At 45.1% G+C, this 22,652-nt stretch carries 17 protein-coding genes and 2 tRNA genes; 8 read left to right on the top strand and 11 right to left on the bottom strand.

The features are described 5' to 3' along the window. Positions 1-4: 4 nt before the first annotated feature. From AACQ79_RS03760 to AACQ79_RS03770, 3 genes are all read right to left on the bottom strand, one after another. Positions 5-1,051 carry a lactonase family protein gene (locus AACQ79_RS03760; protein ID WP_170898489.1) on the bottom strand — a complete coding sequence of 349 codons (1,047 nt, stop codon included), beginning with the start codon at positions 1,049-1,051 and terminating at the stop codon, positions 5-7. 309 nt (positions 1,052-1,360) lie between these two features. Continuing rightward, positions 1,361-1,437 (bottom strand) — tRNA-Val (locus tag AACQ79_RS03765). A 37-nt stretch (positions 1,438-1,474) separates the two neighbouring features. Then, a tRNA-Val gene (locus AACQ79_RS03770) sits at positions 1,475-1,551 on the bottom strand. 272 nt (positions 1,552-1,823) lie between these two features. On the opposite strand from AACQ79_RS03770, the gene AACQ79_RS03775 reads away from it, so the two are divergent. Further along, positions 1,824-2,885 carry a GGDEF domain-containing protein gene (locus AACQ79_RS03775; RefSeq protein WP_170898491.1) on the top strand — a complete coding sequence of 354 codons (1,062 nt, stop codon included), beginning with the start codon at positions 1,824-1,826 and terminating at the stop codon, positions 2,883-2,885. Here AACQ79_RS03775 and AACQ79_RS03780 read toward each other — a convergent pair. The 6 genes from AACQ79_RS03780 to AACQ79_RS03805 all read right to left on the bottom strand — a co-directional run bounded on the left by AACQ79_RS03780 (position 2,873) and on the right by AACQ79_RS03805 (position 14,626). Further along, on the bottom strand, positions 2,873-3,544 hold the full coding sequence (locus tag AACQ79_RS03780; RefSeq protein WP_013856668.1) for a DUF2726 domain-containing protein: 672 nt from the start codon (positions 3,542-3,544) through the stop codon (positions 2,873-2,875). The two genes, AACQ79_RS03775 and AACQ79_RS03780, sit on opposite strands and share 13 nt — an antisense overlap. A gap of 319 nt (positions 3,545-3,863) precedes the next feature. After that, positions 3,864-9,905 carry a pullulanase-type alpha-1,6-glucosidase gene (pulA, locus tag AACQ79_RS03785; protein ID WP_170898494.1) on the bottom strand — a complete coding sequence of 2,014 codons (6,042 nt, stop codon included), beginning with the start codon at positions 9,903-9,905 and terminating at the stop codon, positions 3,864-3,866. A gap of 488 nt (positions 9,906-10,393) precedes the next feature. Continuing rightward, the gene (locus AACQ79_RS03790; RefSeq protein WP_026027355.1) at positions 10,394-11,368 is read right to left on the bottom strand and encodes a chemotaxis protein; all 975 of its coding nucleotides are present in this window, start codon (positions 11,366-11,368) and stop codon (positions 10,394-10,396) included. Between the two features lie 24 nt (positions 11,369-11,392). Then, positions 11,393-12,172: a substrate-binding periplasmic protein gene (locus AACQ79_RS03795; RefSeq protein WP_013856665.1), complete on the bottom strand. Its 780-nt coding sequence runs from the start codon at positions 12,170-12,172 to the stop codon at positions 11,393-11,395. A gap of 157 nt (positions 12,173-12,329) precedes the next feature. After that, entirely contained in the window at positions 12,330-13,010 is a 681-nt protein-coding gene (locus AACQ79_RS03800; RefSeq protein WP_013856664.1) for a response regulator, read from the bottom strand. Continuing rightward, entirely contained in the window at positions 13,007-14,626 is a 1,620-nt protein-coding gene (locus AACQ79_RS03805) for an ATP-binding protein (protein ID WP_017044817.1), read from the bottom strand. Before AACQ79_RS03805 ends, AACQ79_RS03800 begins: the two co-directional genes overlap by 4 nt. A 360-nt stretch (positions 14,627-14,986) precedes the next feature. Here AACQ79_RS03805 and AACQ79_RS03810 point away from each other — a divergent pair, with 360 nt between their 5' ends. The 5 genes from AACQ79_RS03810 (at position 14,987) to AACQ79_RS03830 (ending at position 20,076) form a co-directional block, all read left to right on the top strand. Then, entirely contained in the window at positions 14,987-15,241 is a 255-nt protein-coding gene (locus tag AACQ79_RS03810) for a hypothetical protein (protein ID WP_013856662.1), read from the top strand. Between the two features lie 144 nt (positions 15,242-15,385). After that, on the top strand, positions 15,386-16,822 hold the full coding sequence (locus AACQ79_RS03815; protein WP_170898496.1) for a TolC family protein: 1,437 nt from the start codon (positions 15,386-15,388) through the stop codon (positions 16,820-16,822). Next, on the top strand, positions 16,819-17,793 hold the full coding sequence (locus AACQ79_RS03820; protein WP_170898498.1) for an HlyD family secretion protein: 975 nt from the start codon (positions 16,819-16,821) through the stop codon (positions 17,791-17,793). Before AACQ79_RS03815 ends, AACQ79_RS03820 begins: the two co-directional genes overlap by 4 nt. A gap of 5 nt (positions 17,794-17,798) precedes the next feature. After that, positions 17,799-18,947, top strand: coding sequence for an ABC transporter permease (locus AACQ79_RS03825; RefSeq protein ID WP_170898500.1), 1,149 nt, complete (start codon positions 17,799-17,801; stop codon positions 18,945-18,947). Then, on the top strand, positions 18,940-20,076 hold the full coding sequence (locus AACQ79_RS03830; RefSeq protein WP_170898502.1) for an ABC transporter permease: 1,137 nt from the start codon (positions 18,940-18,942) through the stop codon (positions 20,074-20,076). Before AACQ79_RS03825 ends, AACQ79_RS03830 begins: the two co-directional genes overlap by 8 nt. A 4-nt stretch (positions 20,077-20,080) precedes the next feature. Here AACQ79_RS03830 and AACQ79_RS03835 read toward each other — a convergent pair whose 3' ends face one another. Then, a complete protein-coding gene (locus AACQ79_RS03835) occupies positions 20,081-20,455 on the bottom strand; it encodes an ATP-binding protein (protein WP_164996775.1) in 375 nt (124 codons plus the stop codon). Positions 20,456-20,592: 137 nt separating this feature from the next. On the opposite strand from AACQ79_RS03835, the gene metA reads away from it, so the two are divergent. Both metA and pilW read left to right on the top strand, forming a co-directional pair. Then, on the top strand, positions 20,593-21,534 hold the full coding sequence (gene metA, locus AACQ79_RS03840) for a homoserine O-acetyltransferase MetA (protein WP_013856656.1): 942 nt from the start codon (positions 20,593-20,595) through the stop codon (positions 21,532-21,534). 145 nt (positions 21,535-21,679) lie between these two features. After that, positions 21,680-22,393, top strand: coding sequence for a type IV pilus biogenesis/stability protein PilW (gene pilW / locus AACQ79_RS03845; protein WP_017049141.1), 714 nt, complete (start codon positions 21,680-21,682; stop codon positions 22,391-22,393). Positions 22,394-22,415: 22 nt separating this feature from the next. Here the strand turns inward: pilW and AACQ79_RS03850 are convergent, their stop codons facing one another. After that, the gene (locus AACQ79_RS03850; protein WP_017049140.1) at positions 22,416-22,637 is read right to left on the bottom strand and encodes a hypothetical protein; all 222 of its coding nucleotides are present in this window, start codon (positions 22,635-22,637) and stop codon (positions 22,416-22,418) included. Between the last annotated feature and the right edge of the window lie 15 nt (positions 22,638-22,652).

The following is a 22,652-nucleotide window of genomic DNA, read 5'->3' on the forward strand; positions in this document are numbered from 1 at the left end:
ATGGTCAAGATAACTCGCAACAGTGCTGTTCGATCACACAGACTGGCGCGCCGACTTTGCAGCTAAAGCCGCTGGCAACCAACCTGCCTGTGGTTTCATCTCGGCGATAACTGGCGATTGTGTGTGAATGTTGGCTAGCAACCAACAACCAATCTCCATCCGCAGACAAAGTGAAGTCACGCGGGAATTGGCCACCGACGTCAAATGCGGCAATCCATTGCGGTTGTGGCTGGCATAGTTCAAAAAGAACGATTTTATTTTGCTCTCGGCAGGAAGCATAGAGAAAACGTTCATCGGGCGACAACTTAATCGCCGCAGCCGCTCCACTTTTCGCCTCATTCGGCAAGAGATCGCACTCAGCCTCTATTTGCCATTGTGTCCCGGGAAATACTAAGGTTACCAAAGTCTCCGACAATTCACAGACCACAAAAGCTCGGGTTTCTGCGTGATTAAACACCACATGGCGCGGCCCACTCCCCGTAGGCATCTCTACAGTTTGCGCCAATGAAAATGCCTGATTATCACTGTTGATGGCGAAAAAATGAATTGCATCACTCCCTAAATCGACCACAACCAGTTGCGACGACTGTTTAAGGAAAACCACCTGATGAGCGTGAGGTGAGGTTTGGCGCTCTGCATTTGGCCCCTGACCATCAATCCATAGATCAGCGATGCATGACTCAGGTTTGCCAGTATCGTCCAAACGAACAATGTTCACATTACCCGACCCATAATGCGCCACGGCGCAATAGCGCTGCTTGGCATCAATAGCAAGATGACAAGCATAGCTACCCGACAATGGCATTTGAGAAACCGAACCCTTGTTAATGTGTATTAATTGTGGGTTGTCGCTCGCTTCTACCTCATTAAAAGTGTAAAAGCCTTTCGTTGTTTCGAGAAGGTAGGAAGGGTTACGCGTCGCCATCACCTCTTGCAAAACACTAAGTTCACCCGTGATGGTGTTAAGCTCAATCAGCTCAACGCCGTTACTACTGCTTGGTGCATCCGTATAAGTACCAATGTAAAAACGCGCGGCAGTGTGTGTGCTCATTTTCCACCTATCATCAAAAATAAAACACTATACCCAAATTTCACCTTAATCTGGGATAATTTAATTAAGCTGCCTGTGTGGCAGTGATGAAAACCGCCATACAGTCCAAACTTAAATCCAATCGGGCGATTGCGGAACATAATCAATGAACAACATGCTCGGAATAATGTTTATTTTTCCTAGAGGATAAAATCCATCTTCGCTGTTAAATAATTTTCCGCGATAACGTTGCGTGGGTTTTTCGTCTAATACTGGTTTGGTATGTCATAGATACAACAAAGCCCGCACGTGGCGGGCTTTGTTTGAATTTGGTGGGTCTTATTGGATTCGAACCAACGACCTTCTGGATGTCGACCAGACGCTCTAACCAACTGAGCTAAAGACCCAAATTTTTGTTCTTGAGCATGATACATGCAACTGAAATGGTGCGTCCGAGTGAACTCGAATCACCGACCCCCACCATGTCAAGGTGGTGCTCTAACCAACTGAGCTACGGACGCATATCTTCAGAACGGAGTGGATATTAACGGCTGTTTTTGCTGTGTGCAAGTCTATTTTCTTTGTTTTTGAGCCAGTTGGCTTATCTATCACCAGCTTGTCTGTTTTTTATTCACAACTCTGGGTTTAAGCACAATAACCGGATTAACAATAGATGTAAGCTGTCCAATTTATTTCATTGTATAAGTTATGTGAGATTATCCATTGATTCGGACCAATTATCTCGTACTATAAGCTTTATCAATATCTTCGATATGCAATACGGTGACGTAACATGGATGTGCGATTATTCAATCATTCTCATCATTTGAGAGCCTCTGTACTTTGTGGGTTAAGCTTACTGCTGACCGCTATTGCATTTTTCTTCGTCCTATTTAACATTTTTTACACTTACAGCTACGGGCTAGCAGCATTAGAATTTGTCTTCATGTGTTACTCCTATTACGTTTACTTGATTGCAAAGCAACAAACACATTCAGCAACTCATATTCGTGTCTACGTTTATTTTCTAATCTTTATTATCAGCGCAGGGACTTTTATCCAGCCTTTAAGTAATGGTCTATTTTTATGGACCACCTTTTTTCCAGTACTTTTTTACCTATTGCTAGGGGTTAAGCATGGCCGCCTCGCTACGGGCATCGCACTCATTCCGCAACTGTTCAACATTTATTATCAAGCCTTATGGAATGAAGCTTATGATCCAGTCCCGTTGATGATCAATCTGCTTCTTTGCTACTGCGGAATTTGGACAGTGGCTCATATTTTTGAATCTAGCCGTAAAAAAACCGAAAACTCACTACGCTATCTTGCTTCTCGTGATGCGTTGACGGGCTCTCACAATCGTTTAGCACTCACTCATGCCTTCGCTCACTTTGTGCAAAATAAGGTAGATACCACTTTATGTCTTCTGGTGATTGACCTTGATTATTTTAAGCAAGTCAATGACACCCATGGGCATGATGCCGGTGATAAGGTGCTGATCGATACGGCGCAGGTAATGTCTCAAATTGTGGGCGACGATAACATCTACCGTATCGGCGGGGAGGAGTTTTGTGTGACTTTGTTTAATAACAGTATCGCGCAAGCCGAACATGTGGGAGAAAAATTACGCGAAGCGATTAATCAACATTTGTACGCTTATGGCTCGAAGCGAATCCAACTGACCTTAAGTGTCGGTATTTGTGAATACCGTGAAGGTGACAAGTTGGATATGCTACTGAAATTAGCCGATGTTGAGCTTTATAAAGCGAAGAAAAATGGACGTAACCAAGTTCGTATTTGCCAAGTCAATGACAGCAAAAATGATGCGACACTTTGGGCTTCTCAGAGTTCTTGATCCTCTCCGACTTCATACACCACATTATAATTTTCAGTATAGGTACACTGTGGTTGACGGCTACACGTAAAGAATCGTCGGCCTTTGAATTCGCCTTGGCTGGCAATTTTTATCACCATTGGGCTGCCACATTTTTTGCAAAAACGCACTTCTTTATCGGTTTCGATCAAATCAATATGCGCGGCCAGTAACCTTCTTAGTTTACTCACTTGATAGCTGTGTTTGATGTTCGCACCAATCAATGGAATGTTGGCAGACTTACACACATGCATCAGCAATTTTTCACGCTCTACCTTGCCTTTATGCAGTTCTTTTCCGTTATCCAACTCGATGATAACTCGCGGCTCTAAGGTTCTTGCATCACACACCACAAAATCAAAATAGTTTTTGGCGATTCGGTTATTGGCGATGAACCACTGCTTTTTATTCAAGTTCGCCGCTGGGGTAACCACGTTGGCCATTGAAACTTTAGCCAACACCACACCGTGTTCCCCTACTGCAGATTTCAGTGCGTTATGAAAGGCGCCTTCCGACATATTGAGTAACGCCCCTTTCTTCTTATAAGCGTAATCTTTGGTATCGTCGTGTTTGATCACGTACTTTTGGATAAAGACAAAAAACAGCACCAGCAGTGCAACAATGATAAAAATGTTGGTCATACGATAAAAACCATTTTGAAGTAATTAGCTAACTCGCTAATTAATAAACGAAGTACCGCCCAAAGGCCAGTTTATTACTATGGATTTGTTGAAGAGGGTGACCTAATCCACATGGCAGCAGGCTCTCTTGTAAGCTGAATCTAGAATGTGTACCAGAGTGTCATTCAGGTTGATAAGCTACGCCAATGAGTGAAATGTCGCAACTTGTGTTTTCTGTCAATGGACAATGACCAAAGGAGAGGCTCATTAATGAGAGCCTTAGCAGGAAAAAGTAGAGAAAGAAAAAGCTCGCCGCAGCGAGCTTTTATTGCTTTAACGATTAATCCAGTCGAAGTAAGCGACCAGTTAAAGCCGGAACGATGATTGTCGTTGTGCCGATTTGCGTGGCGATCGTCTCTTCAGTCATTAAATCCTTCAATTGAGTCGCAGCTTTTACGCTTCCCATATCAAGAGATAATCTCCGCTCCGCAGTGCTGGTGTTAAGCACATAGAGGATCTGCTCATCACCGTACACTTTGAGATCCGCGTACAAACTCTCGTCAATCCACACATTACGCCGCTCCCCTTTAGCCAGTGACGGGTATTGGCTGCGCAGTAGCATTAATTGACTGACGCTGTTTTTCAGCGCTTGCTGTTGTGGTGACAAGCTTGAAGCATCTACTTTGCCACTAGAACGAGCAACGTGATCATCACACAAACCAACAGCGGCATAATTTTGTGTCACTTGCGCTGCAAAGTTTTCGACTTCATCCCCAATCTCTTCACCATAGTAAAGCGTGATTGGCCCAGAATAAGCAGCAAGAAAACTGAACGCGGCAAGATGTCGCGCATAATAATCACCTAAATTACCTCGTTGGATCAGGTCACCAAAGCGAACCAAATCATGATTACCTAACATTAGATTTGGCATGGCGTGATAAGGCGATTTCGCTCGGTTATTCCAACTGGCTTCTAGACTCAGAGCGCTACCGCTTGCGCCAGATTCTTCCACTGCTAGTGCTTGCATCACACCATAGCGTAAAGGAAAGTTGAAGGCTGAGGAGAGCGCTGGGTTTGCATCACTGCCATACGCAGTTAGGGTAATGTCATCAGCCCCTTGCCACACTTCACCGACCATATAACCTAATGTGCCCCATGATTTCCCTGCATTAAGGTTATCTTGCGATGCTTGTTCAACCGCCGCGCGCAGCGAACGCCAACTCTTAAGCGGGACTTGATACGCTTGGTCTAAACGCCAGCCATCAATGCCAAACTCACGGATCCAGTAGCTGGCAACTTCAGTGAAAAATGCCTCACTCGCTTGGCTAGGATAAGTGACCAACTTGCCCGGATAACCACTTTCCCCGTCATGAAGCTGAGGCAACTTGCCGCTCGGTGACGCTTTCACGCCAACAGAGCTTGTGTGACCAAATACGCCATCCAATAACACGTACAGCCCTTTGTCATGCGCACGATCAATCAGCTCTTTTAGTTTAGCGTTGCTGCCAAAGTTAGGATCTACGTTGAAATAATCACACGCAAAATAGCCAGTAGCATCAAGCTTATCATCGCCATTTTGACCCGCACAGGAATCAAATACTGGCGTTAACCACAACGCATTAACGTTCAAGCTAGCAATGTAATCCAAGCTATTGATGATGCCTTGCAAATCACCACGGTGGTGCGAGTTGCCGTAACCAACGCCGTAATCAGCGTTTGAATCTCCATCAACAAAGGATTCCACCATCACTTGATAAATTCGCAAATCACAAGCGGGGTTATTGTCTTGATAACACGCGTAGTCAACACCTGTATCCACAACGCCAACCACCAGTTGCGATCTGTTGGATGCATCCAGTGTGAACTTCCAAACACCTTGCTCTGTTACGGTAAGCTTGATATTGCCATTTCCTGCATTTTCCAATGTCGCGGAATCGCTAGCTATATTAAAGCCACCAAAACCCAGGTTTAGTGTGCTCCAATCTTCAGAAGCAATTTTGAATTCATACACTCCGGGAGTCAGATAACCTTCAAACGTGTAGAGACCATTTTGCTGATAGGATAATGGATTTGAAACTCCCCAACCGTTCATCGAACCACGCACGTACACCGTGGTTGAACCATAAGGTGCAACATCAATTGGTGGCGCATCAATGCTTAAGCCAGCACCCTGCTCGCCCTGCTGCGGCATCACAAACACTGCCGCCGTTAAGGCTGGAACGGTAAAGCGGCCATTGTTAAACTGGCTCTCTTTGACGCGCACATCTTGTGCTGTGCGTAAAACAGGATGTAATTCAAAGCGCTGCGCATTCGAGATCACCACACTTTGCTCAACGCTATTGGCGTTGATGGCGACAACGATGGCCTCAACGTTAGGGTCGAGATCCGCACCAGCTGAAATACCATCATTCACCGACATCACTATCATGCCAGGTTGCGCATTTGGCCCCGTATTATGGAAACGAACACGGTTTAACACTTCTTGCTCAGAGATTAGCTTGAGCAACGGTGTTTGCGCACGAATTGCCAGCAAAGCTTTGAAGGCATTATCTGTCCATACAATATCTTGCGCGGAAGCCACCGTATTGGGGTTGGCTATCACACTTTGAATCGCACTCCAGTTAGCCTGATCTTTATCTGCTCTTGGCAAGCCGACATTCCAGTTGTTGGTCTGCTTGCTAAAGTCAACACGGTTGTACCAATCACCACTGTCGTAACTGTCGCGCGCCATCGATTTTGAGCGAAGTAGTTCTGAACCCATATGGAAGAAAGGAACACCTTGCCCAAGCATTACTGGCGCAAGACCAATGATCTGCATGCGCGCTCTATCCGCTGAGCTGGTTTCTGCTTTTGCTTTATATTGGTTGAAGTCCCACAGGGTTTGATTGTCGTGTTTAGAGACGTAGTTAATCGACTCTTGTGGGTCAAGTGTATAGGCCGCGCCTTGACCACCGTATTGGAAATCACGGCCAAGCACTGTCATGCCGCTGGCGGTTTGCAATGGATAGGTTTGTAAATTGCCAGCCATGCCATAGCGAATTAAGTCCATTTTCGATTTCAGCTCATCACTAAATCGATCACCTGCATTAGCAAAACCCGGAGTGGTTAATAGCGCCTCACCGCTATCAAATGGACCACCGCCACGCACACCGTCACGTAAGCGATCGTTATAAGTCCCTATTCCCGTTCCAGCCATTGGCCATTGGGTGGCATTTTCACCTCTGGCACCGTTGGCGACTTCACCAAAGTTCCAGCCTTCACCATAGAACCAAGTGTCAGGATCAACCGTTTTCGCCGCCTCATAAATCTTGAGCATGCTTGATTTCATCAGGTGTCCCATAAGATCGAAACGGAAACCGTCGATTTTGTAATCTTGTGCCCACATCGTGACGCTATCGGCCACCAGTTTCTCGAACATACGGTTTTCTGAAGCGGTATTGTCACAGCAGCTAGAATTTTCAACCGCACCTGTGATGGGGTTCAAGCGGTGGTAATAACCGGGCACGGTTTTATCCAGTACTGATTTGTCATACAAACCTGACGAGTAGGTATGGTTGTAGACCACATCTTGCACGACTCGAAAACCAAGCTGATGCAGTTTTTGTACCATTTGGCGGTACTCTTTCACCCGTGACACACCATCACTTTGCACCGCATAACTGCCTTCTGGCGCGCTGTAATGGAATGGATCATAACCCCAGTTGAAGCTGTCAAGCGGCCGCACATCCGCAAGTAATGCTTGTGCTTGCGGTGTATTCGGGTCGGTTTTTTCCAACAAAGAAAGTATGGTCGCGCTCATCGACGTGCCATCAGAACAAAGCGACGCTTGCGAGTTAATACCACACAGTTTTGCGACCGTATCATTAAGATCGACCCGCTTTTGCTCATCTTCCGGAATCGACGCTAAATCATAGCTTGGCAGTAAGTGAATAGTGGTTAAACCCGCTTGTTTTAAACTTTTCAGGTGCGCAACACTGTCACGTTCTTCTTCCAAGAAGGCGAGGTACTTACCGTTGTATTCCGCTGTTCCTTTGCTATCACTGTTGCTGAAGTCACGAATGTGTACTTCATAAAGAATGTTATCTTCAGGATGACTCAGTTCAGGAATAATTTGAGTATCCCAATCGTCCGGTTTTGACTCTGCTGCGGTTAAGTCCACCAATTGAGAATAAAGGCTGGATGTACTGAGCGATTGCGAATACGGATCGGTCGTCATCATCCATTCAAGTTGCGCCGTTTTAGGATGGTAGGCCTGCACGCGGTAACGATAGAAACTGTTTTTCAGCGAGCGCTCACCTTGATAGTGCCAAACTCCGGTGTTGAGATCTTCAACCATCGGCTGAGGGGAGGTACTGAGAAGGGTTTTATCTTGATCATACAGATACAACTCCACTTGCTGCGCGGTCGGAGCCCATAGCGCAAAATGCGCGCTATCACCGTCTATCCAAGCGCCAAGTTTCGCTTCATCGGCATCATCGCTGCCAGCCGTGTAAAGATTATCGACTATTCCTGGGATCTGTACTTTTGTTGCAACCAGTACTTTGCCTTCAGCATCTCTCGCTACTGTGAGTAGCTGCGTTTTCAACAGCGCTTTAGCTTGTTCGTTGCTCACATCCAATGTGAAGGCTGCTCGACCCGCTAAATGTGGGAAATGCGCATTATTTGTCACGCCTGACAAGGCTAATGGGTAATGAATGAATTGTTCAGGATGGGCGATATCACCATTGCCTTGCGCGCGGCTCCAAAGCTCATAGCTTGCCGCTTCGCTGTGATCGAACCACGCCAGTTGATTTACCGCAAGCCAATGTGCAGCTGCGCCCTCAATGGCAACTTGAATTTGCTCATTCGGAGAGTAGTTCAATACCGCACTACCGTGGCGCGTATAAAGCGTATTGCCTTTGACAAAATCCAGCACTAAATCATCGCCGCCCAGCGCTTTATCATTGCCACTGTGCACAATAAAATTCATGCAGTTGCCATGTTCTGCTTTAAGTGGAATGCGATATATCGCTCCATAAATCGGGTCGATTTCTGAGGCTAAGTAAGGATTTCCCCAATCCACGCCATTAAGCGCAGATTCAGAAACAGAATCACAGCTACCGTTGTTCCAAAGGTGTAGTCCCCAGCCGTCATAATTATTGTCATCACGCAGGTAGTAAATAATCGCTTCTTGATAAGTTGGGGTCGGCTCGGTTGTCGAGTTATCCGCCTGTTTCGGTTGTGGATCAATGCTGTCGGGGATGCCATCACCGTCATCGTCGCTTGAGGCAAAATCCCCTAGCCCATCGTTATTGGTATCAAGGCTTTCTAAGCGATCTCGTGGGAATACATCCTGCGCGTTGATCACACCGTCACCATCAATATCGTCATCTTCGTTATCGGCAATACCGTCACTATCAAGATCAGCAGGAACGCTTGAAACATCATTGGCGTCCGTTCCTAAACGCGCTTCATCGGCGTTGCTCCACCCATCACCATCAATATCATCATCTTCGACATCCGCAATGCCATCGCCATCGAGATCGGCAGCAAAGCTTAAGGCGTCATAAGGGTCTGTCCCTAATCGCCATTCAGTTTCATCAGGCCAGCCATCGTTGTCATCGTCTAGGTCTGCGTGATCGCCAATGCCATCATTATCGGAGTCAATACTCTCTTGGATGTCGTAAGGAAAGTGGTCAATCAAATCGGCTACGCCATCTCTATCGCTATCAAAGCCAATAACAGGCCCACCATTTTCAAGCATCAGTGTTTTATCGCGAATATCGCTCTTTTCTCGCTGCGCTTTTTTGATCTCATCGCCAAACCGTTTACTGGCTTTTTTCAAGGTATTGGCCAATTCAGGCAAGCTGGAGTCATCGATAGTAGCAGGTAGCAGTTGCGCTAGCGCTTTAGCAGATTGAGCAACCAAGATGTGGTTATCGACATAATCCGCTTTGACATCCAAAGTTGGAATACGCAGCGCCTTTTTCAGCTCAGCCAACGCTTTACTCTCTCGCTTACCATTTTGCATCTGCACGCTGAGGTAAGTCGTAAAAGGGCTGATCACCGGATAATTTGCTGGCGCCATCATTAAATAATTGCGCGCCGCTTTGACGGTGGGAATATCTTGGTCAACGGTTTTTCCCTTGATAGCAGAAGCCATCAGATAATAATTTTTTACGTCACCACGCAGCCCCGCCACGTTAATTTTTGCGATACCTTTTTGGTCGGTATACGCTTGAGGTTCGTTTTGTTCAAATTGACGATTGCCGTTCACATCCAGCCAAACTTGGGCATTGGTTAAATACCCATCCATGACTTGAACGTCTAACGAGTCATTACAACCCGCTAGCATACCAATTGAAGCAAACGCTAAAGTCATTCTCGTTAGGTTTGTTTTCATTGTTGTAATCCGTTTTATAACGTTAGTGCTCGTCCTGCTCTCACTGCTGGCAGAAAACCTATAAATCAGTAGACATATGCCTATATCTACCTAAGCTAACGTTATAATTTTGACACCGCCAATTACCTCCCCCTTGCCATTTTGCCCTCAGGGCGTAGAGCCAAGGGAGGAGAAGAAAAACACAGAGTTCACTCACGCTCAGGGTAAATGAGATGAAAGGAAAGCAGAGAGAGCAAGATAAAAACGTGATCGGAAAGACAAAGCGTAGAATGAGGAATGATAAAGTGTGAAAGAATATTACATTTTGACCAATCTAATAGAGTTTGATCTTCCTCCCATATCTCCTTACTCATCACTCGCTATTCGCGCCGCTGAGCTTAACGTTCAGAATTGTGGTAAAACAAAAAGAGCCTCAAATGAGACTCTCCTTAATTGGTCGCAGACTGACCGCTATACCCAAACAACTCTAAGTGGGGAGGGTATAAAGGTTAAGCAAATACATATTTATCCATCAGGGTGACCATTTTGCCAATTTCGGGCTTGGTCAAGGTATCATCAGCACCCAGTGCTAATGCTTTGGCTCGGTTATCATCACTCATGATCGAGGAGAACATCACTATCGGCGTTGTTTTATAAGTTTCGCTGTCACGCAAGCGCTTCAACAAGTGCATACCATCCATGCGCGGCATTTCTACATCCGTTACGATCGCATTCACTAACTCTGTCACGGGTACGTTTTCGGACTTGGCTACTTTTTCAATTTCCATCAATTTCTCATAGGCTTCACCACCGTCTTTACACGCAATAATGTTGTAGCCTGCAGAGCTTAATGTATCTTGTATTAAGCTGCGGATAAACGCCGAATCATCCACCACCATGATAGTTTTCGCATTACGTTTGCTGATCATTTTTTGGTTGAGGTCGACCGATCTGTCCACCGTGACATCGTATTTTTCCATACTCAATTCAGGGTTGATGTCAGCGATGATTTTCTCAAAATCCAAAATCATGATCAGGTTGCCATCTTTGCGCACAACCGCCACGACGCAATCTTGCTCACCCGCTTCTAAAAACTGACTCGGCGATTCAACATCGTTCCAAGAAATACGGTGAATACGACTAATGCTGTCAATCAAAAAGCCATTGGTCATGCGGTTAAAATCCGTCACGATAACAAACTTTCGATCAAGGCTTGGATTAGTAGGCACACCGAGCCAACCGGCAAGATCAACTAACGGAGTCAGTACATCACGTGACGAAAATACACCGATCATATGCGGCTGAGCATTGGGATAATCGGTGGTATCAGGAACTTGTATCACTTCCCTAACTTTCGCAACGTTAATGCCGTAATAGCAGGTTTTCGTGCGTCCATCTGGCAGTACCTTTTCTAAATGGAACTCAATAATCTCAAGTTCGTTGGTACCACTCTCTGTCAAAATTGTACTACTTGGGTTGCTCATACTGGTCACTAATCTTAAGAATGGTTATTGGTATTTGTTTAATATGGCTTGATATCGATTAACACCGTCTTCATTAACCGTGTTCTTTACTTTATCAATACCCATTTGTAAATCGTCTAATAGTGTTTGGTCTATATTTTTATTAAAAGCATAGTAAAGTAATCCCTGCTTTAACACATAAAGTGTTTCAAATTGATCGGGGGCATATCCTGCTTGTTTTATCCACCAATGGGCTGACCGTTCATCGTATGCAATCAAATCAATACGCTTTTTCACTAACTGCTCTGCCAACATAGTGACATCCGTTGCTTCTTGCATTGAGTCTCTCGGAACACCATATTGCAACAGCATTTGTTCGCCGACGTCATCTTTTATCACCCCGATCTTATAGGAGGTAATTTCTAAAGGTTCCCCAAGTTTGATATTACTGCCTTTACGTGCAATTACCGAAACTTTGATGTCATCAATTGGGCCTACCCAATGAAATAATTCCTCTCTGTGTGACGTCCTTGTTGTCGAGAAAAGTACTCCGTCTTTTTTCAAAATGGTAGAGCGATAAGAACGAGCCCACGGTTGCAATACGATCTGGCTCAATAATACGTCATGTCCTGAGAATTTAGCGGCTTCTTGAAGTAAATCAACCGAAATTCCAGTGATTTTGCCCTGATTCATAAAATTAAAAGGGGGATAGGCCTCTGTATAATACGTTAGTGTTTCAAGACTAGCGGGATAAGCAGGTGATGATGCCAACACACTGATTAGCCACATAGGTAGAATAGTACGCAGATATTTGATTACGTTCATCCTCTCTCCTACATGATGTTATCTGCCTTTTGTCCTTAAACTTTAGATGGGGTTTGAAACGCCGTCTAGTTGATCGCAAGCATTCATCATCAACAATACGAACGACGTGATTAAATAGCATTAAATTTCATGCGGTTAACCCATTAAATCTCTCGGCCTAACGCACAACTTTTTTATAGCAACGCTCCGGGCGACCAACCGTGCCGTAATTTAAGTCGGCGGTTAGCTCACCACTGCTGATTAAATATTCCAGATAACGCCTTGCCGTGGTTCGACTTGCGCCAATTTTTTCTCCCGCTTCGTCCGCGGTCAAACTGCATGGTGTATTAAAAAGATGGCGTATTTTGTCTAGCGTAACCCCATCAATTCCTTTGGGAAGACGCAGATGAGTGGGAAGCTCACTGGTATTGGCTGTCAACATTTTATCAACTACGTTTTGGTCAACATCAGCCACGGAGCCCAGCTCTAATTGTTGGGTTTGGTATTTCTTCAATGCCGATTCAAGACGGGGAAACATGACTGGCTTGAGCAAGTAATCAACTACGCCACCACGCATTGCCTGTTGTAGCGTCTCAACATCGCGCGCTGCAGTAATCAAAATTACATCACAGCCTTGGTTGTTGCCTCGAACTTTCTGTAAGAGATCGAGCCCCGTACCATCCGGTAGATAAACATCCAGCAATACTAAATCGGGTTTGAGGATATCTAACTGTAATTGGGCATCGGCGTGAGTCGTTGCAATGCCAATGACTTCAAATCCCTCAATTTGTGTCAGGTAACGATGATGTAATTGCGCAATCGCGATATCATCTTCAATAATCATGACACGGGTATTCATACTTGTTCTTCCTTAGGCAGATAAACCGTAACTCTTGTTCCAACATCTTGATTACTTTTCATTTCTAGCTGCCCTTGATAGCGATCAGCTAACTGTTTTACCAGGTGTAAACCCACACCTCGGTTATGTTTTGCTTTGCTAGAGACTCCCTTTTGCCATAATTGCTGTGGCGACATTTGTTCGGGTAAACCACACCCTTTATCATCCACTTCAAGAATAATTTCGGCACCATAATCGCTGAGTGACACTTCAATGATGCGTCGTTCTTGTGTCACCCGTTTTTCATTGCGGATCATCGTGAGTGTCGCATCAAATGCATTGTCAATCAGGTTACCCAAGATAGTGACGATATCTTCGGCATTGATACGCTGCGGCAAAGGTTCTAGACGCGATCCCTCTTCAACGACTAACTCCAAACCAAGTTCACGAGCTCGCTCAGTTTTACCCAGCAGCATTCCGGCAATGAGTGGATCTCTAACTGTCTCACGTAGAAATTCAATGAGCGATTGGTAATGAGCCGTTTCTTGGCCGATTAAATGCTGAACCGCTTCCAGCTCTCCCATCTGTACAAGCCCACTGATGGTGTTGAGTTTGTTGCGATGTTCGTGAGTTTGAGAGCGCAGCATTTCAGCATACTCTTTGGTTTGGGAGAGTTGCTCGGTTAACTCGTTGATTTCATCTCGGAGGCGGAAGCTGGACACCGCCCCAACCACTTTACCGTCAACAATAATCGGACTTCGATTGGCGATCAGACGTTGTTGATTGAGGTACAGCTCGATGTCGTGATCAGGCGTACCACTTTCAATAACACTCATGAGATCACTTTCAGGCAGAAAAAGAGAAAGTGGTTGATTCAGCGCTTTCTCTCGGTTAATCGCCAAAATCTCACACGCACTTTTATTAATGGAACGAAGAATACCCGCCTCATCAATACTTAAAATTCCTTCTTTTAAGGTACTCATGGTGACATCAAGTTCGACATACAATCGGCCAATCTCTTCTGGTTCAAAACCGAGTATCGCTTTCTGAAAACGGCGTGAGGCGTAGCTGGAAAGTACAGCATTCGCCAGCACTACCAGTAGTGCCATCCCAATTAAGTAGATAAGAAAAGGTTCAATTTTATCTTGTAGTCGTTCTATTAAGTAACCAACTGACACCACACCAACGATCTGTCCTTGGGCATTTTTTACCGCCGATTTTCCACGCACGGATTTACCCAATGAACCCTGAGCAAAAGAAACGTATGACTCACCATGTAGCAAAGCTTGATCATTATCTCCCCCTTTCATGGGAAGACCAATTCGTTCATCAACAGGATGGACTAAGCGGATCCCATGTTGATCGCCGATAACAATGAAGGTTGCACCGATTAATTTTGTTAACTCTCGATAACGCTGTTGGTGATCCACCCCACTACCAGATTCAAGCATATCGACCACTGATGGAGTTTGTGCAAGAAATGAAGCAACCCCCAAAGCCTTTAAGCCCATCTCTTCTTCTTGAGAATGTTTGATGTACACAAAACCAGCGGCAACTAACAGCAGTAATTCAATCAACCCTGAAAGGGTCATTATGATCAGCATACGCTTACGAAAACTGATACTACTCCACACCATAAATCCCTCTTTAACTCTGCATACAAGCTAACACTTATTTAACATTTGAGCGAAGAGAGAAACGAATAACTGTGAACAATACTACGCATTCCACGCACCATTTTGGTTCGTTTTATTGCAATCTATTTCGAAGACTTGCCAAGCAGAATATGCACAAGGTTTTATAAAAAATTATCATGGTTATTTCGTGATCTATATCACACCTATTTTAGAAAAATTTTATCTTATAATGCCAAAGCATTTGTATACTAATTGTGCAGTGAAGAAGATGATGAGGAAACCTCACAAAAAGATAGCCCTATAATAACCATACCAATTGCTATCGATTCCATTCATAACATTGTCAGAAGGACACTTACAATGAAACGCGATGCCTTTGGAATTTGCCTTTCCCGAGATATGCTGTTTAACCATTTACAGTCAACCTTTACTCATGTTCGGGCTTATGAAGAAATAGCGACTGAGTCAAATGATGACCTGAGAGTGCTGCTCGCTTTCCCGCAGATGTCGGGTAAGGACGTACTGACCACGATGCAAGGCAGTACAAACGTGAGAGGTAGCAAAAAATTGGTTTGGCGGGCCGATTATCTCTGCCCTTCTTACCATAAGTATTAAATTTAAATATTGAATTTTGGTGATATGCGCTTCATGCTAGCGCATATCACTTGCTGTTGTTTCGACATTTCAACCCATCGCACTGTTGACTTCCGCAGCAAAAAACTAGAGCATTAACTCTAATTACTATTACTCGAGCTTAGCATGAAAGCGAAAACACTCAGCCTATTCGTCTTTACTCTGCTTGGTGCAGCCCCTTCTTTCGCCGCGCCGATTTCCTTTCAACAAGCATGGGATCTTTTGCAACAGAGCAATAATTCACTTGCCGCTGGGCGGGCAAATGTCGAACGCTATCAGCATATTGAAAATTCCACAGACAGTCTCAATTTGCCTGCTGTTTCTATTGGTGCAAACTACACGCGTTTAGACCAAGATGTTACTTTGTCAGGAAAGCAGATATTCGATAGCACTGGGCAATCTATCCCATCATCTTTGGGGCCAGTTTTAGGACCGATACTCGCCAGTGCAGGCTCCATCACATCAACCATCACCGAACGAGATATTTTCAGCTCTTCGATTCGCGCTATTTGGCCCATTTTTACGGGCGGACGGATCAGCGCCGCACAAGCTGCTGCGGAAGGTAAGAAAGAAGAAGCGCAAAGCCAGCTCGCAATGGAAACACAAGCGCGCTATGAAGACTTGAGCAAATATTACTTTAGTGTTCTTTTGGCAAAAGAGGTTTTAGTGACTCGCCAAGCCGTTGAGCAAGGGTTAACCAAGCACCGTGATAATGCACTAAAGTTAGAGCAACAAGGACAAATTGCCCATGTGGAACGGCTACAAGCTGAAGCCTCATTAGATAAAGCAACGGTTGAACGCAAAAAAGCACAAAAAACCTTAGATATTGCCCAAAGCGCACTAACCCAAATTCTAGGTCAAACAGAAAAAGTCGAGCCAAGTGGTTCACTGTTTGTCAATGACCGTTTACCGCCACTCTCTGTTTTTGTGGAGCAAACGCTCAATACCTATCCGGGCTTGGCACTACTTGAAGCAAAAGAAAAGCAAGCAAGCAGCTTGATCAAAGCTGAACAAGGCAAATACTATCCAGAAGTCTACCTTTACGGTGATTACAGCCTACATGAAGACGATTCGCTGGCCAGCCAAATGAAACCGGATTGGTTAGTGGGTGTTGGGGTCAACATTCCGTTAATTGAAACATCGGGTCGCAGCGATCAAGTCAAAGCAGCGCACAGCGCAGTCTCACAAGTACGTTACTTAAAGGCGCAAGCTAAGCAAGATTTGAGCGTGTTGGTGGAAAAAACCTATTTGGAAGCCGAACAAGCATTGGAAGAAGTGATGGGACTAAACTCAAGTCTCACACTGGCTAATGAAAACCTGAACCTACGCCAAAAGGCATTCAGTCAGGGTTTAGCAACGTCCTTAGATGTGGTGGATGCAGAGCTCTACCTTGCGAGTATAAAAACGCAACAGTCATTAGCCAGCTTCAACTACTTACTTTCTTTAAATAAGTTACTGGCATTGACCAGTGAAATGAATACTTTCCCTATCTACACACAATCAGCGATTTTGTTGCACTCATCAATGACTCACGAATCACCTGCTCAAAAGGATGCCTTATGAAAGCCGTAAAACCAACACTGATTGCTCTTGCTGCTGTGGTGGCGATCTCTTGGGTAGGCTATCGCTTTTACCAAGCATCTCAACCTAAACCTGTCCGCTTACAAGGTCAAATTGAATCTCAACAATACAGTATTTCCTCAAAAGTTCCCGGCCGTATTGATCAGGTACTGGTGCGCAAAGGCGATAGCGTTGAACGTGGCCAGCTCATTTTCACGCTGCACAGCCCTGAAATTGAAGCTAAATTAGATCAAGCGATTGCGGGTCAAAAAGCGGCGGGCGCACTGGCTAAAGAAGCAGAAACAGGCGCACGCGATCAACAAATTCAAGCAGCGAAAGATCAATGGCTTAAAGCCAAAGCGGCAACTGATTTAATGGAAAAAACCTATTTGCGTGTCAATAACCTTTACCGTGATGGTGTCGTCGCTGAACAAAAACGTGATGAAGCGAATACCCAATGGCAGGCTGCTAAATATACTGAAAGCGCCGCTTTTCAGATGTATCAAATGACCAAAGAAGGCGCACGCTCTGAAACTAAACTCGCTGCCGCGGAAAAAGAACGTATGGCTGCTGGTGCCGTAGCGGAAGTTGAAGCTTATGCCGCGGATACTAAAATTGAGAGTTGGTTTGACGGTGAAGTGTCCCAAGTACTGCTGCAAAGCGGCGAACTGGCTCCACAGGGCTTCCCTGTCGTCACTGTCGTGGATACCCAAGACTCATGGGCGGTGCTCAACGTACGCGAAGATCAACTCAAGCATTTTACGAAAGGCACAACATTTACGGCTTACTTACCTGCTTTAGAAGCCAAAGTAGAATTTATCGTTTCCCACATTGCAGTGATGGGTGATTTCGCCACATGGCGATCAACAGACGCCTCACAAGGGTTTGATTTACGCACCTTTGAAATCGAAGCTCGCCCTACCACACCTGTCGAAGGTTTGCGTATGGGAATGAGTTTAGTGGTTGAGCTATAAGCCTTATGTCGATTCAGGTTCGCCCTCAATGGCCTCTGCTGCGCCATGACCCTTGGCTATTGTCTAGCCTAAGCTGGATACCAATAGTATTGGCATTCAGTATTTGGTGGATTTTCTCACAAGGGATAGTGCGCGATCTGCCGATTGGCGTGGTCGATTTGTCTCACAGCCAATTGTCACGTCAATTGATAAGAGATTTCGATGCAACCTCGACTATGGCAGTCACGCACCAGTTCCAAGATGTCAATCAAGCCAAAACTGCGTTAATTGAAAGTGACATTTATGCGTACGTTGTCATTCCGTATCAATTTGATAAATCAATATTTCGTGGTGAGCAGCCACAAGTATCGACCTTCTTCAATAGCCAATACATTTTGGTTGGACGATTGATCAACTCTGCTATTGTTCAAGCACAAAGTACGTTCAATGCCCAAGTGGATGTCGTAAAAAACCTAGCGACTAGCCAACAAACCACATTGAGTGCGATGGGGCGAGCCGTACCAATCAGGACACAGATTACGCCCCTGTTTAATCTCAATACAAACTATGCGCAATTTTTAGTCTCGGCGGTTATACCCGCTCTTTGGCAAATCGTGGTCGTGGTCAGTACCATTATGATTTTGGCAGCAAACCATCGTCACTTTGGTTTGCAAACGTGGCTTGGAGAAAAGCCATTACGAATTTTAACGCTAACATTGATGCGTTATCTGCCGATTTTTATGTTGCAAGGGATTGGTTTTTTAATCTGGTTTTATCAAATATTAATGTGGCCAATGCACGGCAGTTTTGCTCTATTGATTATCGCACAACTTGCAATGACGCTCGCCTGTATGATCATGGGCGCACTCTTTTTCTTTCTAACACTCGATCCGGCCAGAGCGATGAGTTTTGCTGGCGCTTTTACCGCACCAAGTTTTGCATTTATGGGCATTACGTTCCCAGTGACGGATATGAATACTCTAGCGCAGTGGTGGCGAAGCCTGCTACCAGTGAGTCACTACATTGAAGTGCAAGTAAGCCAAGTGAGTTATAACGCTGAATCGCTGTCATCACTTAAGTATTTAGTGCCAATGCTGGGCTATGCATTGCCGCTGCTGCTCACTTTGATTCTTATCCGTAAACACAAGCAAGCCGAGCGAATCAACCATGACTGAAACTACGCGATTCATTGCTCTACTGAAAGCAGAGCTAAAAGCGCTATTCACTAACCCTGTGGTGCTGTTGACTGTCTTTGGTGGCGTGGTTTTTTACTCCTTTTTATACCCTTTGCCTTATACGCAGCAAACTCCACGCGAGCAGACACTCTCGATTGTCAATCTCGATAAAAGCCAAGCCAGTTACCAACTAGAACGCATGGTTGACGCAACGCCACAAGTCAAAGTGATTCAACGCGACAGTACCATTGAAGATGCCAAGCAGGCGTTTCTTAACCGCAAAGTTAGCGGTATTTTAGTGATTCCTGAACATTTTTATAAAGACCTACTGCTTGGGAAAAGTCCAACACTGGCCTACGCTGGCGATGCCTCTTACTTTCTAGTGTACGGCACCATCGTTGAGGGCTTATCGCAAGCTGGCGGAACCTTAGCCGCGAAAAGTAAAGTGTCACGTTTAGTGATGGAAGGAGAACCGCTTTCTCTGGCCGCTCAGCACTATTCCGCCACAAGCATCAACCTAAAACCGACCTTTAACCCACGCATGGGTTATGTTGATTACGTTGTCCCAGCGGTGTTTGTTCTGATCTTACAGCAAACCATGATCATGGCGGCAGGATTAATGGGCGGAACACAAAAGCACGGAAATGGCTATTGGAGTCATACCACACCGCTACGATTAATATTGGTACGCAGCATTGTCCTGGTTGCTGTTTATTATCTACTCAGCATGTACTACTTTGGTGCCAGTTTTACCTCACATGGTGTCAACACCCTCGCCAGTGCGGGGCATTTATTGCTACTTCTACTGCCTTTCTTACTGGCCTCTTGCCTATGCGGCATTTGGCTTGGTTCAGTTACACCGCGGCGAGAATTGGTGACGTTAGTGGTATTAATCAGCTCAATGCCACTGATTTTTTCAGCTGGTTTTATTTGGCCGTTAGAAGCAATTCCACGCCCTATCATTTGGGTATCCAACCTCTTTCCAAGTACGCCTGCCATTCAGAGTTTTCTCAGTTTGAACCAAATGGGCGCATCATGGGATCAAATCAGCACTCAGTGGGGGATCTTGTGGGTGCAAGTGTTTGGTTGGGGAGCCCTTGCTTTTTACCAACTCCAGCGGAAGCGTTAATTAATCATTCCTGCCACTGCTGACGCATACGCTCAACAGTGGCATCATCGATACCATGAACATTCTGGTACTGCGCACGGCAAACATTAATCACTAAGGTTGCATGGTAACGTTTAGCCAACTGCCGGTAAGCTCGCATCTCCCAATGTCGGACAAAAGTATTTGCCACAACAACGTCCTCACCTTGCGCTAAACAGCGCTCCACTTGCTGTTGACACCACCGATGAGCTTGCTCGATTTTATCTGGCTGATAACAATAGTTACCTTTCTCATTGATAAAATACATATCCGCTTCAAAATGCTTTGCATGTAGCGTCCTTGCTAAGGTGCTTTTGCCTGAGCCGGGTAATCCCCTGATCAAAGTTAAGGTTAGCGCCATGTGTATCCAACAGGTAAGTAAACGGATATCCAATAGTAACTAATTTCACAGCAAGATTCATTTTGCTATCGACATCTGGTTTTGATTAAGTTAAGTTCGGCAGTATAGACGTCCAAAAATAGCTTAGGGAGAAAGCTGTGCCGATTAAGATCCCCGACCAACTGCCTGCCGGTGATGTACTGCGTCATGAGAACATTTTCGTGATGTCAGAAACACGTGCCGCCACACAGGGCATTCGTCCATTAAAAGTTTTGATTTTGAATTTAATGCCGAAGAAAATCGAAACCGAGACTCAGTTTTTGCGCCTGTTATCCAATACTCCGCTGCAAGTGGATATTGAATTACTGAGAATTGATGAGCGCCCAAGTAAAAATACCCCCACTGAGCATTTGGAGAACTTTTACCGTCAATTTGAGATGGTAAAAAATCGCAACTTCGACGGGCTCATCATCACCGGAGCACCTTTGGGGTTGGTCCAATTTGAAGATGTGATTTATTGGGAACACTTAAAAAGCGTGATGGAATGGGCTAAAAATCACGTCACTTCCACACTCTACGTTTGCTGGGCAGCGCAAGCGGGGCTAAAACTGCTCTACAATCTGCCCAAACGAACTCGCAAAGAAAAATTATCGGGCGTTTATCATCATGAAATCCACCATCCCTTTCATCCGATATTACGCGGCTTTGACGACACCTTTTTAGCGCCCCATTCTCGTTATGCTGATTTCTCACCAGAATACTTAGCCGAACATACGAATTTAGATATTCTCGCCACCTCTGATGTTGCGGGTGTGTACTTAGCCTCAACCAAAGACAAACGTAACGTGTTTGTCACAGGTCACCCTGAGTACGACGCACATACACTGCATGGTGAATATATTCGAGATTTAGGTGAAGGGATGGAACCCGCAATCCCAGTCAACTACTACCCCAATGATAATCCAGATAATAAACCAGTCGCCAGTTGGCGAAGCCACGGTCACTTGCTGTTTGCAAACTGGTTAAACTACTGTGTTTACCAACAAACACCTTACGACCTTGAACACTTTAGCGAAGATAAATTTACCAAAGACGATTAGTGTTTCATGCCTGATCATCTCAGTAATGAGGTGTTCAGGTTTTCATCAAACATAGTGCATACTGACTCGCATTCTTCTCTGCTCTTTCCCCCTCGATCTTCTGATTTCCTTATCATGCGTCTAAGCGATTTAGGAGCTGCAGATAATGAAAAAAGTACTGATGATATTGATAATGTTCACGTTATCGGCCTGTGTCACCGTGAACGAAAAAGGTGAGCCTGAAGTAAAAGCGGATCCGGTTGAAATGGCCGAATCTCGCATTGCGCTCGGCCTAGGCTATTTAGAAAATGGCAACATGAGCAAAGCGCGTGAGAACCTAGAAAAAGCCACACAACATGCGCCAACTTACTATCGATCGCAACTTGCGATGGCTCACTACTACGAAACTGTCGGTGAAACAGAGGCCGCACGTAAAACCTATCAAACCGCGCTTCGCGCCCATCCCAAAAATGGCAATATTCTCAATAACTACGGCACATTTTTGTGCAAGCAGGGCGAATATCAAAAAGCCGATGAATATTTTAACCGCGCCATTGCTCAACCCTATTATTACCTTGTCCCTGCAAGCTATGAGAACGCAGCCTTTTGCGCGTTAAAATCTGGCGATAAAGAACAAGCGCACTACTATTTTGCAAAAACATTAGACCATGACCCTAATCGAGCTCGTTCATTGCTGCAATTAGCTAAATTGGAAATTGACGCTCAACAATACACGCAAGCTCGCATCCGCTTGATGCAATTTAATCAGCGCTACGGTAACCAAAAAACATCGCTTCAATTATTGGTAGAGTTAGAGAAAAAGGCAGGAAATAAAGCGTTAGAGAAAAAATATCAAGCGGCGCTCGATACCTTTTCCTAACATCGTATTACTAGGGCAAGGGTTATTTGATATTGGTGGGTCTACCGTCTTTGCCACCAGTACGGTCACGATAGTGGATACGGCGAAGACGTCTGACTTTCTGAGCGCGCTGAATTTTTTGATATTCGCGATAGATAATACGAATAAAAAACCCAAGCCCAATCATCGCAAGCAAGGCAAACAGATAAGCGAAGGGCTGGCAGATCCATCCGGGTTGGCAAGGTAAATAAAGGTCAAAGTCCATACCTTACTCCTTCTA

This window comes from Vibrio sp. 3-2(1) (assembly GCF_963887575.1).
Taxonomy (GTDB): Bacteria; Pseudomonadota; Gammaproteobacteria; order Enterobacterales; family Vibrionaceae; genus Vibrio; species Vibrio anguillarum.

Coding starts and splice junctions, on each gene's coding strand:
- AACQ79_RS03760 (WP_170898489.1), bottom strand. CDS start 1,051: ATGAGCACACACACTGCCGCGCGTTTTTACATTGGTACTTATACGGAT.
- AACQ79_RS03775 (WP_170898491.1), top strand. CDS start 1,824: ATGGATGTGCGATTATTCAATCATTCTCATCATTTGAGAGCCTCTGTA.
- AACQ79_RS03780 (WP_013856668.1), bottom strand. CDS start 3,544: ATGACCAACATTTTTATCATTGTTGCACTGCTGGTGCTGTTTTTTGTC.
- pulA (WP_170898494.1), bottom strand. CDS start 9,905: ATGAAAACAAACCTAACGAGAATGACTTTAGCGTTTGCTTCAATTGGT.
- AACQ79_RS03790 (WP_026027355.1), bottom strand. CDS start 11,368: ATGAGCAACCCAAGTAGTACAATTTTGACAGAGAGTGGTACCAACGAA.
- AACQ79_RS03795 (WP_013856665.1), bottom strand. CDS start 12,172: ATGAACGTAATCAAATATCTGCGTACTATTCTACCTATGTGGCTAATC.
- AACQ79_RS03800 (WP_013856664.1), bottom strand. CDS start 13,010: ATGAATACCCGTGTCATGATTATTGAAGATGATATCGCGATTGCGCAA.
- AACQ79_RS03805 (WP_017044817.1), bottom strand. CDS start 14,626: ATGGTGTGGAGTAGTATCAGTTTTCGTAAGCGTATGCTGATCATAATG.
- AACQ79_RS03810 (WP_013856662.1), top strand. CDS start 14,987: ATGAAACGCGATGCCTTTGGAATTTGCCTTTCCCGAGATATGCTGTTT.
- AACQ79_RS03815 (WP_170898496.1), top strand. CDS start 15,386: ATGAAAGCGAAAACACTCAGCCTATTCGTCTTTACTCTGCTTGGTGCA.
- AACQ79_RS03820 (WP_170898498.1), top strand. CDS start 16,819: ATGAAAGCCGTAAAACCAACACTGATTGCTCTTGCTGCTGTGGTGGCG.
- AACQ79_RS03825 (WP_170898500.1), top strand. CDS start 17,799: ATGTCGATTCAGGTTCGCCCTCAATGGCCTCTGCTGCGCCATGACCCT.
- AACQ79_RS03830 (WP_170898502.1), top strand. CDS start 18,940: ATGACTGAAACTACGCGATTCATTGCTCTACTGAAAGCAGAGCTAAAA.
- AACQ79_RS03835 (WP_164996775.1), bottom strand. CDS start 20,455: ATGGCGCTAACCTTAACTTTGATCAGGGGATTACCCGGCTCAGGCAAA.
- pilW (WP_017049141.1), top strand. CDS start 21,680: ATGAAAAAAGTACTGATGATATTGATAATGTTCACGTTATCGGCCTGT.
- AACQ79_RS03850 (WP_017049140.1), bottom strand. CDS start 22,637: ATGGACTTTGACCTTTATTTACCTTGCCAACCCGGATGGATCTGCCAG.